We start from the raw sequence: 15282 nt of genomic DNA on the forward strand, positions 1-15282 counted from the left end.
CCCAACAGGACGAACATAGAGCAGTGGTATTTTTACCAGCACAACAAAGCCCTCTTTAACTTATTTATAGTGGTTGGCCATCTATAAAGTCGGCCAATCAAGGAATTAAAGCCGGTACGCCTTGCGCCATAAGCAAACGTACCGCTTTTTTATCGAAAGAAGCAAAGATGATATGGTCACTACTCACTATTATTTTCATTTTAATTAATACCACCCATACCACTTTCAACATACCCCTGAATAATAGCTTGCTGTATTTCTTCGTCCGCCAAGTGGATGTCCGTTTTTAGGCGGCCAGCAAGGCTTATAATATCCACTTTATTTTTTCTGCCGCCTCACCAGCTTTAACCTTAATAGGCTCCATCAATTGCTTACTAAAGGTTAATTGCCCTTTATCGGTTAATCTTATCCTGGTTGCCATTATCGCTATTAACTCAACAAGTAAGTCTCATACTGCATGGCCTTTATTTCTTTGGCAGTCATTGGTTAAAGCCTTGCCATCTGAGCCGGTCAATCTCTGTGCTATACTCGCCGCCGTTTTTTGTCTGTGGAGCCTTGCATGCCCGCCCAATTGTTGGAATTTGTCTTGAACCATCCGCTGCTTTGCGGGGCGTTTACGGCGTTGTTGTTGCTGCTGATTGTCACTGAATCAAGGCGCGGCGGTAAGAGTTTGAGCAGCCGCGAGTTGACCGCGCTGGTTAACTCAGAACAAGGCGTGGTGCTGGATGTAAGACCCGATAAGGACTTTGCCGCCGGGCATATTACCGGCTCGGTGAATATCCCCTATGCCGCGCTGGCCGGGCGTATTGGCGAGCTTGAGAAATACAAGGGCAAAACGCTGATTGTGGTCGACGCCGCCGGGCAACACGCCGGTAGCGCCTGCCGCACGCTGCATCAGGCCGAGCATAAGGCGAGTAGACTAGCAGGCGGGATTGGCGGTTGGCGGGCCGACAGCCTGCCCGTTGTTCGCTAGGAAAAAACCATGCCTCAACAGGTGCTGATTTATTCCAGCGATTTTTGCCCGTACTGCATCCGCGCCAAAGCCTTGCTCACGCAAAAACATCTGGCCTTTGATGAAATTCGCGTGGACGGCAAGCCCGAATTACGTGCGCAGATGATGCAAAAATCAGGCAAGCGCACTGTGCCGCAAATTTGGATTGGCGAGCAGCATATTGGCGGTTGTGATGATTTATATGCTTTAGAACGCAGCGGCCAATTGGATAGGCTATTGACCGACTGATTGACTTTTTATCCCCCAAGGAAATAACCAAAATGACCGACAACAGCAACGGCGCCAATGCGCAAAACAATGAAACACAGTTTGCCGTACAGCGCATTTATATTAAGGATTTATCCTTTGAATCGCCCAAAGCGCCGCAAATTTTCCAACATAAATGGGAACCGGCGGTTGAGCTTTCCTTAAATACCAAACAAACCGAATTGGGTGATGATTTTCATGAAGTCATATTAAGCCTTTCGGTTACCGTTAAAACCGGCGAAGAAGTGGCTTTTATTGCCGAAGTGCAACAAGCCGGTATTTTCCTGATTAAAGGTTTGGATAATGCCGCCATGCACCATACATTGGCGGCATTTTGCCCGAATATTTTATTCCCCTATGCGCGCGAGGCGTTGGATAACCTGGTTATTCGCGGTTCGTTCCCGGCGTTAATGCTCGCGCCAGTTAATTTTGATGCGCTCTATGCACAGGAAATGCAGCGCCGCCAACAGGAACAAGCCGCCAATTAGTGGCTGACTTTGGAAAACAGGTTGATCACCACTACCCCGCCGATAATCATCGACATGCCGATAATGCCGGCGGGGTCGAGTTTTTGGTTATAGATAAACAGCGCAACAATGCTGACCAAGACAATGCCAAGCCCTGACCAGATGGCATAAACAATCCCTACCGGCAGGCTGCGCATCACTAATATCAGCATCCAAAAGGAAATCCCGTAGCCTGCCACGGCAAGCGAAAGCGGCAAGGGCGTAGCTAATCCCTTAATGGCTTTAAGTGAACTGGTGGCGATCACTTCGGCAACAATCGCAATGGTCAGGTAGAGATAGGGGCTCATTGATGCTATGTCCATAAAATACCTGCGCCATTGTAGAGACTCCCTTGTATTAGAGCCAAACCTTGTGATGTCCTTACCCCCTACCCCTCTCAGCCCTTAGTCATGCTTGTGCGTTATTTGTACAACCTGCTGCTGCACTTGGCGCTGCCATTGATTGCCTTAAGGCTGCTCTTTCGTGCTTTGCGTGCGGCCGATTATGCCAAGCGTGTGCCTGAACGCTTTGCCTTGTGTCTGCCCAAAACCCAGCCCGACGGTATTTGGCTGCATGCGGTTTCCTTGGGCGAAAGCATCGCCGCCGCACCTTTGGTTCAGACTTTGCTTGAGCGTTATCCGCATCTGCCGATTACCCTAACCTGCATGACGCCGACCGGTTCCGCGCGGATTCGCGCCCTGTTTGGCGAGCGCGTGCAGCATTGTTATCTGCCTTATGACCTGCCTTGGGCGGCGCGCCGTTTTATCGGCAGACTACGGCCAAGGCTTGCCATTTTGATGGAAACCGAACTCTGGCCTAACCATATCCACCAATGCGCTCGTCTGAATATCCCGGTTGTGCTCGCCAATGGGCGATTGTCCGAGCGTTCAGCACGCGGTTATGCACGCTTTGCTCGCCTAACCCGCCCTATGCTCAGCGAACTCAGTTGGCTTGCCGTACAGAGCCAGGTTGAGGCCGAGCGCTTTGTGGCGCTGGGCGCCTTGCCTGAGCGGGTAGACGTGACCGGCTCGATCAAGTTTGATGTCCGCCCGCCCGAAGGTATCGCCGAACGCGCACAAGCACTGCGCGGCGACTGGCAAGCACAAAACCGTCCGCTATGGATTGCCGCCAGCACCCATGCGGGCGAGGATGAAATCGCACTCGCCGCGCATAAAACACTGCTGCAAAAGCGTCCCGATGCCTTGCTGATTTTGGTGCCGCGCCACCCCGAACGCTTTGCCAGCGTTCATGCGCTTTGCCAGCAACAAGGCTTTAGCGTAAAACGCCGCGGAGCAGGCGAGCCGGTGGACGAAAGCACCCAACTGCTGCTGGGCGATACGCTGGGCGAGCTGCTATTTCTCTACGCACTGGCGGATTTGGCGTTAGTCGGCGGCTCATTGGTGCCTCGCGGCGGACATAATCTGCTGGAACCTGCCGCGCTCGGCAAGCCGCTGCTATCAGGCGTTTACCTGTTTAATTTTGCCGACATTGCCGCGCAGCTTAAGCAAGCGGGCGCGTTGCAATACGTCACTGATGCCGAAACCTTAGCCGCAGCGCTCGCCACTTTATGGGATAACCCAAAGCAGGCGCAGCAGATGCGAGAAGCCGCACAATCCGTACTCATAGCCAATCAAGGTGCACTCAATCGCCTGCTCGATGGGCTGCACTCACTTTTGAAGGAACCCTGATGAGCAATCCCTTGCTGAGCGACTTTGACCTACCGCCTTGGTCTGCCATTAAACCTTGCCATGTGGAACCGGCGATTGACAGCATCCTCGCCGAAAACCGCAAAAATATCGACGAACTGCTGCAAAACCAACCCCATCCGCCGACCTGGCAATCACTGGTACAGCCGCTGGAAGCATTAGACGCCAAGCTTTCCCGTGCCTTTGGTCCGGTTTCGCATTTAAATGCCGTATGCAACAACCAAGAACTGCGCACGGCTTATGAAAACTGCCTGCCGAAAATTTCCGCCTACAGCACTGAACTTGGGCAGAACAAGCGGCTATTTGCGGCGTACCAAGCGCTTTCGCAGGACAAAAGCTTAAATCTTGCCCAACAAACCATTGTTAAAAACAGCTTGCGCGACTTTCGCCTGTCCGGCATTGATTTGCCACAAGAGTCGCAACAACGCTTTGCGCAAATCCAGCAAGAGCTGGCAGAACTCACCAGCCGTTTTTCCAATCAATTACTCGACGCGACCGAACACTGGCATCAACTGATTACCGATGAAGCCGAGCTTTGTGGCGTGCCGGAGCTTGCCAAAGCGCAGATGCAGCAAGCCGCAGAGCGCAAAAACCAGCAAGGCTGGCGGGTTTCGCTGGAATACCCCTGCTACCACGCGGTAATGACCTACGCCGATAACCGCGCCTTGCGCGAGACCGTCTACCGCGCCCACGCGACCCGCGCCTCAGATCAAGGGCCAAATGCCGGTCAATTCGATAACGGCCCACTGATGCAGCAAATCCTAAGGCTACGCGAAGAAGAGGCCAAGCTGCTGGGTTTTGCCCATTACGCGGAACTTTCCCTGCAAAGCAAAATGGCCGAATCGCCGCAGCAAGTGATCGGCTTTTTACAAGACCTCGCCGAGCGCAGCCGCGCCTTTGCGCTAAACGATTTAGCCGAACTTAAAGCCTTTGCCGAAGCATCAGGCCAAAGCGACCTGCAAAGTTGGGACATCAGTTACTTCAGCGAAAAACTGCAACAACGCCGTTTTAGCCTGTCGCAAGAAGCGCTGCGTGCTTATTTCCCCATCGATAAGGTGCTGTCTGGCCTGTTTGCCATAGTGCATAAGCTCTATGGGATTGAAGTGACCGAATTGCAGCACTTTGAGCGCTGGCATCAAGACGTTCGCCTGTTTGCCATAGTCGAAAAAGGCGAGCCGATTGGCCGCTTTTACCTTGACCTGTACGCCCGCGAAGGCAAACGCGGCGGCGCCTGGATGGATAACGCGCGAGACCGCCGCCGCGATAAAAACGGCGCACTGATACGCCCGGATGCTTATCTGGTCTGCAACTTCAGCCCGCCGGCAACGGGCAAACCTGCGCTTTTAACCCATGATGACGTCATCACGCTGTTCCATGAGTTTGGCCATGGCCTGCATCATCTATTAAGTGAAGTTGACCAATTGGACGCTTCCGGTATCAACGGCGTGGCTTGGGATGCGGTCGAGCTGCCCAGCCAATTTATGGAAAACTGGTGCTGGCAGAGCGAGGCGCTTTCGCTGATTTCTTCCCATTATCAAACGGGCGAGCCGCTGCCGACTGAATTGCTCAGCAGCATGCTGGCCGCGCGCAATTTTCAGTCCGCATTGATGATGCTAAGGCAGTTGGAGTTTTCCCTGTTCGACCTTGAACTGCACCAAAATCAAGACGGCAAAAGCGTGCAGCAAGTGCTGGATGAAGTGCGCAAGCGCATCGCGGTACTTATTCCACCGAGCTGGAACCGCTTTGCCAACAGCTTCTCGCATATCTTCGCCGGTGGTTATGCCGCCGGTTATTACAGCTATAAATGGGCAGAAGTGCTCTCGGCGGATGCTTTTGCCCGTTTTGAAGAGGATGGTCTGTTTAATGCAGAGACCGGACGCGCCTTTCGGGGTGCCATTTTGGCAAGCGGCGGCAGCGAAGAAGCGATGGATTTATTTGTGCGCTTTCGTGGTCGCAAACCTTCCATCGACGCGCTACTGCGTCACTCGGGATTAACCGATGATTAAGCGCTTTATCGCCAGTGCCGTCTGCCCTGATTGCGCAGCAATGGACAGCATCCGCGTCTGGCAAGAAAACGGCATTTACCAGCGCGAATGCGTACGCTGCGGCCATTACCGGCGACTGGATGAAACACCGCCGCCCGCCCCTGCCCCACAGCCAGTGCAGCCGGTTAAATTTGTGCCATGAGCGAGTTTCTCGCCGTCGCCGCCTTGCACCTGCTCGCCGTTGCCCTGCCGGGGCCTGATTTTGCCGTGATCTTGCGCCAGAGCCTGCACTTTGGGCGGCGCATCGGCATATTGACTGCCCTTGGCATTGGCGCGGGGATTTGCGTACATGTGCTGTACAGCTTGATCGGCGTCGCGGCACTGCTGCAAAGCAGCGCCTGGCTGATGCGCAGCGCCGAACTCTTGGGCGCGGGCTGGTTGCTGTATTTGGGGATGATGTTTATCCGCCCGTGCAAAACCACAGCACAAACGGCCGATAACCATAAGGCCAGCGCCGCCCATCCCGCCCGCGCTTTTGCCTTGGGCTTTATGACCAACGCCACCAATCCCAAAGCCCCGCTTTTTTTCCTCGCCCTGTTTACCAGCGTGGTCAGCAGCCAAACGCCGCTTTCCGTACGCCTGCTCTATGGCCTTTGGATGTGCCTGGCAACCGCGCTCTGGTTTGTACTGGTCAGCCTGCTATTTACCCAGCCTAAATTGCACCAGCGCTTTTTGCGCCTATCACGCACGCTGGAAACGGCAATGGGCTTTTTGTTAATAGCGTTTTCGCTCAGACTGTTTTGGCAGGTTGCGAACGGAATAGTCGAATAAATCAGCTACCATGCCGCTTTGCCCGCACGGACTATAAGGAAGTTCGCCATGCCGCCCACCCCCCCAAAAATCCTTTCCAGCCAAATAGTGGCGAAAAGTCGTTTGTTTACCGTGGAGCGACTGGAATTGCGCTTTTCCAATGGTGTGGAGCGCAGTTATGAACGCCTGGTAGGCAGCGGGCAAATACCGGGGGCGGTGATGGTGGTAGCGCTCGCCGACCGCGAGCATGCCCTTTTGGTCGAGGAATACTGCGCAGGCAGTGCGGATTATCAACTCTCGCTGCCCAAGGGCTTGATTGAGCCGGGCGAGGATTTTTTGGCAGCGGGAAACCGCGAGCTGCAAGAAGAAGCCGGTTTTGCCGCCAGAAACCTGGAATATTTAACCGACCTTGGCCTGTCCCCGGCCTATATGAGCCAGCGCATTGCCGTGGTGCTGGCGCGTGACCTGTACCAGCAGCGCCTGCCCGGTGACGAGCCAGAGCCGATGCGCCTGGATAAAATCAGCCTGCACAACCTGTACAGTCTGCTCAGCAACCCACAATTTACCGATGGCCGCGCCTTGGCTGCGCTCTATCTGACACGTGATTTATTACAACAGCGAGGTGAACTATGAGCCATCCCCATCCCTTACTGCCCGCCGTTATCCAGGCGGTTAAAGAAGCCGGCGAGGCGATTTTGCCTTACTGGCGCAGTACGCTTGCCGTAACGCAAAAAGCCGATGACTCACCGGTGACTGAGGCCGATTTAGCCGCCCATCAACTGCTGGTTCAACGCTTAAGCCAAATCGCACCGGATATTGCCATTTTGTCGGAAGAAGACTGCAAAATTCCGCTCGATACGCGCAAAAACTGGCAGCGCTGGTGGCTGATTGATCCGCTGGACGGCACCCGCAGTTTTATCCGAGGCAGCGAAGAATTTACCGTTAATGTCGCGCTGATTGAGCAAGGTCGCGTGGTCTTTGGCGTGGTCGGCCAGCCAACGAGCGGCTGCCTCTGGTGGGGCGGGGCGGGTTTAGGCAGCTTTGTTTGCCCGCCGGGAGAAGCCGCGCAGATGCTGTTTATTGGCCAGCCGCCCGCCACCGGTTTTACCCTTTCGACCAACCGCACACACAGCAATCCCGCGCAAGATGCCTTGATCAAAGCCATCGAGATGCGCTTTGCCGTGCAGCGGCAAAAAGCCTCAAGCTCGCTAAAAATGTGCCTGCTGGCCGAAGGCAAAGTCGACCTCTACCCGCGCCTGGCCCCCACTTCACAGTGGGATACCGCCGCCGCGCAAGGCGTACTCGAAGGTGCAGGCGGCTTGGTAGTGGATGCACAGGGCGAGCCGCTTAGCTATTCGCCCAAAGAAAGTCTGCTCAACCCCGGCTTTATCTCCCTGCCCGCTGCCGCCTCTTGGCGTGAGGAGGTATTGCAGCTTGCACGGGATGCGTTATCAACCAATGGCATCCCAAGCGGATTTGATACGCAACAGTAGCGCGCTGGTCTCCAGGAGCGCCGCTTCCAGCGTCTTTGCGTCTTCACGCGAGGCTTTAAGCAGGCGGCGCGTCATATAGTCGTACAGCTTAGCCAGATTGGCAGCGAGTTTGCCGCCCACCTTAAAGTTAAGCCCCTCGTGCAGAGCGCTGATAATGGCAATAGCCTTACCCAGCGCCTCGCCTTTTTGCGCCATATCACCGCGTGCCAGCGCCCCGCGTGCTTCGGCAAGGCGCGCCAGAGCGCCTTCCATCAGCATTTGAATCAAGCGGTGCGGGCTTGCCTGCTGCACTTGCAGCTCTGTTCCATTGCGCTGGTATTGACGCAGCGCATGCAGTGCGTTCATCGCTTCACTCCTAAACCATGCCGAGCAGGCCATTCAAGCTGCCGCTGGTTTTTTGCAATTGGCTGATCATGCGATCCATAGCGATGAATTTGGCGTAGAGGTTTTTCTCCACCGACTGCATGCGCAAATTAAGCGCTTCCAGTTGGTTTTTTACGCTGTCTCTGGTTTTTTGTTCGCCGTTAATACGGGTTTCTAAAATGCCGCCTTTTTCACTATAGCTTTGAATGCTTTTTTCAAGGCGGCTCATCAGGCCGTTTTCACCGCTTAAAAATGCAGTGGCCGCTTGGTACTGTTCGGTTAAGGCTTTATCGAGTTTTTTATCATCGACTTTTAGCTTGCCGTCTCTTTCGCAGCTAATGCCCAAATCCGCCAATACGCGCAGCTCACCGGTCATGGCGGTGGAAAAAGTCGCACTTAACCCATTTTGCAGATGACGCAGGGTGGAATCACCGGTCAATTTGCCGACCAAAGGCTCACCGCCTTCAACCGGCACCACGCGCCCTAATTCGCCGAAGGTGCTCTGTAATTTGTTATAGGCGCCTACAAAGGTATGCAATGCCTTTTTAATATCGACTTGATTACTTTCGATCGTTAGGGTAAGTGGTTTTTCAGTCACTTCAGTGAGTTTAAAGTTCACCCCTTCAATAACATCTTTAATGTCGTTGGAGGCACTTTCCATTGGCAGGCCGTCGATGGTAAAACGGGCATTGCTGGCTTGTTGTAAAACTTCTTTTTTATCGCCCAATGCGTTTAATTGTTTATCGCTGGAACTCACCAAAAACTGTAAATCATTGCCCTCGCCGCCTTCTTTGGCAGAAAATATTAAACGACTTTCGCCGCTTTTCGGGTCATTAACAAGACCCGCGCTAATGCCTTGGTCTTTAAACCGGGTATTGATTTGCTGTTGTAACTCGCCCAGCGTAGTTCCCGCTTTAACCTCCATTGAATAGACTTTATCGGCTAAATGAATGTCTATTTTGCCGCCTTCGCTAAATGGGGTATCCGCGCCACCTTTAACAGCGCCGCTGGCGATTTTGCTGCTTTTGGCAAGCTCAATAACTTGCAACTGATACTGCCCGAGTTTGGCTTTGCTGTCTGCGGAAACTTCAATGCCCTGTCCGCCGCTAACACGGGCGTTACGCTGGTTAAACAGTTTTGCTGATTTAAGTGCTTCAAGCGCGTCTGCAAATTCTGCCAGCGCACCTTTTAATGTACCGAGCGCGGAAATTTTCGCCGTCGCCGTATCGTCCAGGCGCTTAAGCTGCGCCGCCTTGGGCGCGGCTTCTGCCGTGACCGAGGCTTTAACAATCTCATCGATATTGATGCCTGAACCAATACCTGCAATACCACTCATCTGCTTACCTCCCTAAAAAGCCACCCGCTCCCCGGCCCTTGGGAGAGGCCGGGGAGCGGGGAGTCTCGCTTAACGCAGCAGGTTAAGTACCGCCTGCGGCAGTTGGTTGGCCTGCGCCAAAATCGCCGTGCCGGCTTGTTGCAAGATTTGGTTTTTGGTGAGATTCGCCGTTTCTGCGGCAAAATCGGTGTCTTGCAAACGACCACGCGCCGCAGAGACGTTCTCGCCAATGTTTTGCAGGTTGGCGATAGTGTTCTCAAAACGGTTTTGCACCGCACCCAACTGCGCACGCTGCGCGTCAATCGCCTGAATCGACTGGTCGATAATAATGACCGCTTCCTGGGCGCTCTTGGCATCCGCCAAGTTGATGTCTTTAACGCGGTTGTTGGTCGCCGTGGTCAATGTCACCTCAGTAGCCAGTGCGTCTGACTTGGCATCGGGCACGGGCTCTTTATCGACTGGCTTTAGCGCTTTTTCTGCATCAGCTACGTTGCTGGCGGAGGCGTATTCAAGCTTGATGTCAGCCGCCACAGCGGCCGTGACCAAATCCAAATCGCCGTCTTTATTGATAAAAGCGCCCACGCCAATATTGGCATCGTTAATCAGATTGGCTAGACCCTGTACTTGCTCTTCTGCACTTACACCTTCGCCCAATTGGCTGCTGAAGGTGCGCGTTTCGCCGCCTACCGTCAGGCTGATGGCAAAGGCTTTGGCCTCGGCCTGGTCGCCTTCACTGGCAGAAGCGGCAATTTCGTCCTTTTTAATGCTGCCGGTGCTGTAGCTGGCTTTCAGCGCTGAAGTGCTCATTTCGTCGAACTTGACGCTGATGGTTTCATTCGCCGCGCTGCCGACCTGGAAGGTGGTGGTGCCAAAGCTGCCGTCGAGCAGTTTTTTGCCACCGAAGGTGGTGGTATTGGCGATACGGTCGAGTTCTTTTTTAAGCTCGGCGGTTTCCGCGTTCAGCGCTTTACGCTCTTCGGCGCTGTTAGAGCCGTTAGCCGCTTGCAGCGCCAAATCACGCATGCGCTGCAAAATGCTGGTGGACTGTTGCAATGCACCTTCTGCGGTCTGCGCCATCGAGATACCGTCTTTGGTGTTTTTAACCGCGACATTCAAACCGTTAATCTGGCTGGTCAGACGGTTGGCAATTTGCAGTCCGGCGGCATCGTCTTTGGCGCTGTTGATACGGCTGCCGGTGGACAGGCGCTGCAAGGAAGTATCCAAAGCGCCAGAAGAAGTGTTCAGGTTACGTTGGGTATTTAAAGAAGCAATATTGGTATTGACGGTTAAAGCCACGTGTTACGCTCCAATGGTTTAAAAGATAAAAGGGTGCATGCAACGGCGTTACTTTGCAGACGTTGCATCACTTAAGACGCTTATCGGCGCGGCTCTTACAAACTTTAAACACAGACTCTCTTGCGCAAAAACCCGCGGCATTTTGCGTATAATTGCGGGCTTTTCCGTCTATTGAGCGCGTTATGCAGTGGGTTCGTGGCCTTTACAACTTAAGCGAAGGACATTCGGGCTGTGTCGCCACTATTGGTAATTTCGATGGCGTACATATCGGCCATCGGGCGATTTTGTCGCGCCTTTGCGAACGCGCCCGCGACTTTGCTTTACCCAGCGCAGTGGTGTTGTTTGAGCCGCAGCCGCGCGAATATTTTTCCCCAGAAAACGCACCGGCGCGGCTTTCCAGACTGCGTGACAAGTTGACCGAGTTTGCCGCACTTAATATCGACCAAGTGCTGATACTCGCCTTTAACCGCCGTCTTAGCCAGTTATCTGCCGAAGACTTTATCCAGCAAGTCCTCGCGCGTGGTTTGGCGGTCAAGCATCTGGAGGTGGGCGACGATTTTCGTTTCGGCGCAAAGCGTCGCGGGGATTTTGCCCTGCTCGAACAAATCGGCAAACAACAGGGGTTTGCCGTAGAAGCCGCACAAACCGTGCTATTTGAAGGCGAGCGCGTGAGCAGCAGCCGGGTAAGATGCGCGCTTGCAGCGGGCGATTTTGCGCAGGCCAAGGCGCTTTTGGGTCGCCCGTTTGCGATAACTGGCCGCGTGATTGAAGGACAAAAACTCGCCGCCACACTCGGCACGCCGACCGCCAATATCCAGCTTTGCCGAAGGCACGCGCCGCTACATGGCGTGTTTGTGGTTAGCGTTAAATTAAACGGAAAAAACCTCAAAGGCGTTGCCAATATCGGCACGCGCCCGACCGTTGCCGGTGACGGGCGCGCCCATCTGGAAGTCCATCTGCTGGACTTTTCCGCCAATCTTTATGGCAAGCGGCTCGCCGTCACCTTCCACCACAAACTGCGCGACGAGCAGCGCTTTGCCTGCCTTGATGCGCTCAAAGCGGCGATTGCTGCCGATATTGCCGCCGCCCATACTTACCTTTTGCAAAAAACGCCAAGATGACCGACTACAAAGACAGCCTGAACCTGCCGCAAACCGATTTCCCGATGAAAGCGGGCTTGCCGCAACGCGAGCCGCAAATGCTTGAGCGTTGGGAAAACCTTAATCTCTACCAAAAAATCCGCGAGCAGGCCAAAGGTCGCCAAAAATTTATCCTGCACGACGGCCCGCCCTACGCCAATGGCAGCATTCATATCGGTCACGCCGTTAATAAAATCCTTAAAGACATCATTGTGCGCAGCAAAACGCTGGCCGGTTTTGACGCACCTTACGTGCCCGGCTGGGACTGCCACGGTCTGCCGATTGAGCACAAGGTCGAGGTCGAGCACGGCAAGCATCTGCCTGGCGAACAAGTGCGCACGCTGTGCCGTGATTACGCCAAAGAGCAAATTGAAGGACAAAAGGCGGACTTTATCCGCCTGGGCGTGCAGGGGCAGTGGGATAACCCATATCAAACCATGAACTTTGCCAACGAGGCCGGGGAAATCCGCGCACTCGCCAAGATGATTGCGGCGGGCTACCTGGTTAAAGACTTAAAACCGGTCAACTGGTGCTTTGACTGCGGCTCAGCGCTGGCCGAAGCGGAAGTCGAATACGCCGATAAACCATCCGATGCCATTGACGTGGGTTTTACCGCAGTGGATAACGCCAAACTCGCCGCTGCTTTTGGCTTATCTTCCATCAACAAACCCGTGCAAGCGGTTATTTGGACCACCACGCCCTGGACCATTCCCGCCAACCAAGCACTTAATCTCCACCCCGAATACGATTACGCGCTGGTCGATATTGGCGAACGTTTTTTATTACTGGCTGAAGAACTGGTGAGCGAATGCCTTGCACGGTACGGCTTATCCGGCCAAAAAATCGCGCAATGCCAAGGCGTGGCGCTGGAACTCATCGAATTTGCCCACCCGTTCTACCCGCGCACTGCACCGGTTTATCTGGCCGATTACGTCGCCCTCGATGCCGGAACCGGCATTGTCCACTCCGCCCCGGCCTACGGCGAGGACGACTTTCGCACCGCCAAAGCCTACGGCCTTTCAAGTGATGACATTATCAGTCCGGTACAGGGTAACGGCGTTTATGCCGATTCTTTACCGCTGTTCGGCGGACAATTTATCTGGAAGGCGGGTTCCGCGATTATCGATAAGCTGCGCGAGAGCGGCGCACTGCTTAAGCATGAGCGCATCACACACAGCTATATGCACTGCTGGCGGCACAAAACGCCGCTGATTTACCGCGCCACGGCGCAGTGGTTTATCCGTATGGATAACGAAGACAGCACGCCAAGTTTGCGAGAAAAAGCCCTGGCGGCGATTGAACAAACGGACTTTGTCCCCGCTTGGGGCAAGGCCAGGTTGCACGGCATGATTGCCAGCCGTCCCGATTGGTGCATCTCGCGCCAGCGCAATTGGGGCGTGCCTATCCCGCTGTTTTTGCATAAAGAAAGCGGCGAATTGCACCCGCACACGCTGGAATTAATGGAGCAGGTCGCCGAGCGCGTGGAACAAAGCGGCATTGAGGCTTGGTTTGCCCTCGATGCGCAAGAATTGCTCGGTAGCGAGGCCGGGCAATACGAAAAAATCAGCGACACGCTGGATGTCTGGTTTGATTCCGGCACGACCCATTACCACGTGCTGCGCGGCTCGCACCCGCTTGCGCACGTAAGCGGTCCTGCGGCAGACCTGTATCTGGAAGGCTCCGACCAGCACCGCGGCTGGTTTCACTCCTCGCTTTTAACCGGCTGCGCGATCGACGGCCAAGCACCTTATCGGCAGCTTTTAACCCACGGTTTCACGGTGGATGAAAACGGCCGCAAGATGTCCAAATCCTTGGGCAACGTGATTGCCCCGCAGCAAGTCACCAACAGCTTGGGCGCGGATATTTTGCGCCTTTGGGTGGCGACGACGGATTATTCCGGCGAAATGGCGGTCTCCAAAACCATTTTGGCGCGTAGTGCCGATGCCTACCGGCGCATTCGCAATACCGCGCGGTTTTTACTCGCTAATCTCAGCGGCTTTGACCCCGCCCAAAACGCCCTGCCCTTTGCCGAAATGCTCGCGCTTGACCGCTGGGCGGTAGACCGCGCCCTTTTGTTGCAACAGGACATCGAGCACGCCTATCGCGAGTATCGCTTCTGGCATGTCTACTCCAAGCTGCACAATTTTTGCGTGCAGGACATGGGTGGTTTTTATCTGGACATTATCAAAGACCGCCAATACACCACTTCTGCCGACAGCCGCGCACGGCGTTCCTGCCAAACCGCGCTCTGGCATATCGCCGAGGCATTAGTACGCTGGATGGCGCCGATTCTTGCCTTTACCGCCGATGAAATCTGGCAGTACCTGCCGGGCGAGCGCGGCGAATCCGTGCATCTTGCGCTCTGGTACCAAGGCTTGACCGAACTGCCCCAAGACTTTGCCTTGGGGCGCGCATTTTGGGAGCAAGTGATGGCGGTAAAAACCACCGTCAATAAAGAACTGGAACGGCTACGCGCCGCCAAACAGATCGGCGGCAATCTGCAAGCCGAGGTGACTTTGTACTGTTCGGACGAACTCAGCGAACAACTTGCGCAACTGCAAGAAGAACTGCGCTTTGTGCTGATTACTTCGACCGCCCGGCTTTTGCCACTAAAAGATGCGCCAGCAGGTGCGGTAGAAACCGAACTCGCCGGTTTAAAACTCAAAGTAGAAAAATCCAGTCACGAAAAATGTGCTCGTTGCTGGCATCACTGCGCCGATGTCGGCACGCATCCAGAGCATCCTGAGATTTGTGGGCGCTGCATCGACAACCTTGAAGGCGCGGGTGAGGTGCGTCGCTATGCTTAAACAATTCGGAAAACTGCCTTGGCTGCTGTTAAGTCTTATCGTCGTTTTGCTCGACCAAATCAGCAAACTGCACTTTGAAGCGCTACTGCAAGTGCACCCGCCGATTACGGTGATTGAAAACTACTTTAGTTTTTCTCTGGCCTACAACAAAGGCGCGGCCTTTAGCTTTTTGGCCGCTGCCTCCGGCTGGCAGCGCTGGTTTTTTATTGTGATTGCGCTGGCCGTAAGCGCCGTGTTAGTGGTTTGGCTTAAGCGCTTAAAAGCCCATGAAAGCTGGGTTGCCTTGGCGCTAGCGCTGATTTTGGGCGGCGCTATCGGCAATCTGATCGACCGTATCGCCTACGGCCAAGTGATTGATTTTATCCTGCTGCACTGGCAACACCGCTGGTACTTCCCGGCCTTTAACCTGGCCGACAGCGCCATTACCATCGGCGCGGCGGTACTGATATTGGACATGTTCAGAACTAAGCGGGCTTAACCCGCCCACTTTTAAATAGGGTCTTAGGAAGCAAACGCGATCAAAGCGGCTGTTCACGCAGTAATTTTAGCAAGGCCAGATAGATGTTTTCATGTCGATGATTGA

Annotated in this window: 16 protein-coding genes; 12 read left to right on the top strand and 4 right to left on the bottom strand. The window is 54.4% G+C overall.

Going from position 1 to position 15282, the window contains the following annotated elements; translation table 11 throughout:
- Nucleotides 1–559 precede the first annotated feature (559 nt).
- Genes AXE65_RS03395 through secB form a run of 3 tightly spaced genes read left to right on the top strand, consistent with a single transcriptional unit; the run spans nt 560 to nt 1746 of the window.
- Nucleotides 560–973, top strand: coding sequence for a rhodanese-like domain-containing protein (locus AXE65_RS03395; RefSeq protein ID WP_068388111.1), 414 nt, complete (start codon nt 560–562; stop codon nt 971–973).
- A gap of 9 nt (nt 974–982) precedes the next feature.
- Nucleotides 983–1240: a glutaredoxin 3 gene (gene grxC / locus AXE65_RS03400; protein ID WP_068388114.1), complete on the top strand. Its 258-nt coding sequence runs from the start codon at nt 983–985 to the stop codon at nt 1238–1240.
- A gap of 32 nt (nt 1241–1272) precedes the next feature.
- On the top strand, nt 1273–1746 hold the full coding sequence (gene secB, locus AXE65_RS03405) for a protein-export chaperone SecB (RefSeq protein WP_068388116.1): 474 nt from the start codon (nt 1273–1275) through the stop codon (nt 1744–1746).
- Here secB and AXE65_RS03410 read toward each other — a convergent pair.
- Entirely contained in the window at nt 1743–2072 is a 330-nt protein-coding gene (locus AXE65_RS03410) for a DMT family transporter (RefSeq protein ID WP_079214027.1), read from the bottom strand. The two genes, secB and AXE65_RS03410, sit on opposite strands and share 4 nt — an antisense overlap.
- Before the next feature lie 102 nt (nt 2073–2174).
- Between AXE65_RS03410 and waaA the strand changes: the two genes are divergently transcribed.
- From waaA to cysQ, 6 genes are read left to right on the top strand one after another with little or no spacing between them, the layout of a single operon-like run.
- Nucleotides 2175–3452, top strand: a complete 1278-nt coding sequence (gene waaA, locus AXE65_RS03415; RefSeq protein ID WP_068388122.1) for a lipid IV(A) 3-deoxy-D-manno-octulosonic acid transferase — start codon at nt 2175–2177, stop codon at nt 3450–3452.
- Nucleotides 3452–5476 (top strand): M3 family metallopeptidase, encoded by a 2025-nt coding sequence (locus AXE65_RS03420; protein ID WP_068388126.1) that lies wholly within the window; start codon nt 3452–3454, stop codon nt 5474–5476. Before waaA ends, AXE65_RS03420 begins: the two co-directional genes overlap by 1 nt.
- Nucleotides 5469–5657 carry a YheV family putative zinc ribbon protein gene (locus tag AXE65_RS03425; protein WP_068388128.1) on the top strand — a complete coding sequence of 63 codons (189 nt, stop codon included), beginning with the start codon at nt 5469–5471 and terminating at the stop codon, nt 5655–5657. The genes AXE65_RS03420 and AXE65_RS03425 overlap by 8 nt, the downstream gene beginning before the upstream one ends.
- A complete protein-coding gene (locus AXE65_RS03430) occupies nt 5654–6286 on the top strand; it encodes a LysE family translocator (RefSeq protein ID WP_068388131.1) in 633 nt (210 codons plus the stop codon). Before AXE65_RS03425 ends, AXE65_RS03430 begins: the two co-directional genes overlap by 4 nt.
- Before the next feature lie 48 nt (nt 6287–6334).
- Complete coding sequence (nudE, locus tag AXE65_RS03435) at nt 6335–6898, top strand: ADP compounds hydrolase NudE (RefSeq protein WP_068388134.1); 564 nt, start codon at nt 6335–6337, stop codon at nt 6896–6898.
- Nucleotides 6895–7758 (top strand): 3'(2'),5'-bisphosphate nucleotidase CysQ, encoded by an 864-nt coding sequence (gene cysQ, locus AXE65_RS03440; protein WP_068388137.1) that lies wholly within the window; start codon nt 6895–6897, stop codon nt 7756–7758. Before nudE ends, cysQ begins: the two co-directional genes overlap by 4 nt.
- Here the strand turns inward: cysQ and fliS are convergent.
- The 3 genes from fliS to AXE65_RS03455 all read right to left on the bottom strand — a co-directional run bounded on the left by fliS (nt 7717) and on the right by AXE65_RS03455 (nt 10753).
- Nucleotides 7717–8103: a flagellar export chaperone FliS gene (gene fliS / locus AXE65_RS03445; protein ID WP_068388140.1), complete on the bottom strand. Its 387-nt coding sequence runs from the start codon at nt 8101–8103 to the stop codon at nt 7717–7719. The two genes, cysQ and fliS, sit on opposite strands and share 42 nt — an antisense overlap.
- A gap of 10 nt (nt 8104–8113) precedes the next feature.
- Complete coding sequence (gene fliD / locus AXE65_RS03450) at nt 8114–9457, bottom strand: flagellar filament capping protein FliD (protein ID WP_068388143.1); 1344 nt, start codon at nt 9455–9457, stop codon at nt 8114–8116.
- 69 nt (nt 9458–9526) lie between these two features.
- Complete coding sequence (locus AXE65_RS03455) at nt 9527–10753, bottom strand: flagellin (protein WP_068388146.1); 1227 nt, start codon at nt 10751–10753, stop codon at nt 9527–9529.
- A 182-nt stretch (nt 10754–10935) separates the two neighbouring features.
- On the opposite strand from AXE65_RS03455, the gene ribF reads away from it, so the two are divergent.
- From ribF to lspA, 3 genes are read left to right on the top strand one after another with little or no spacing between them, the layout of a single operon-like run.
- The gene (ribF, locus tag AXE65_RS03460; protein ID WP_068388148.1) at nt 10936–11874 is read left to right on the top strand and encodes a bifunctional riboflavin kinase/FAD synthetase; all 939 of its coding nucleotides are present in this window, start codon (nt 10936–10938) and stop codon (nt 11872–11874) included.
- Nucleotides 11871–14699 (top strand): isoleucine--tRNA ligase, encoded by a 2829-nt coding sequence (gene ileS / locus AXE65_RS03465; RefSeq protein ID WP_068388151.1) that lies wholly within the window; start codon nt 11871–11873, stop codon nt 14697–14699. The genes ribF and ileS overlap by 4 nt, the downstream gene beginning before the upstream one ends.
- Nucleotides 14692–15177, top strand: coding sequence for a signal peptidase II (lspA, locus tag AXE65_RS03470; RefSeq protein WP_068388154.1), 486 nt, complete (start codon nt 14692–14694; stop codon nt 15175–15177). The genes ileS and lspA overlap by 8 nt, the downstream gene beginning before the upstream one ends.
- Nucleotides 15178–15282 lie beyond the last annotated feature (105 nt).

Source organism: Ventosimonas gracilis (genome assembly GCF_001580025.1).
In the GTDB taxonomy this organism is placed as follows: Bacteria; Pseudomonadota; Gammaproteobacteria; order Pseudomonadales; family Pseudomonadaceae; genus Ventosimonas; species Ventosimonas gracilis.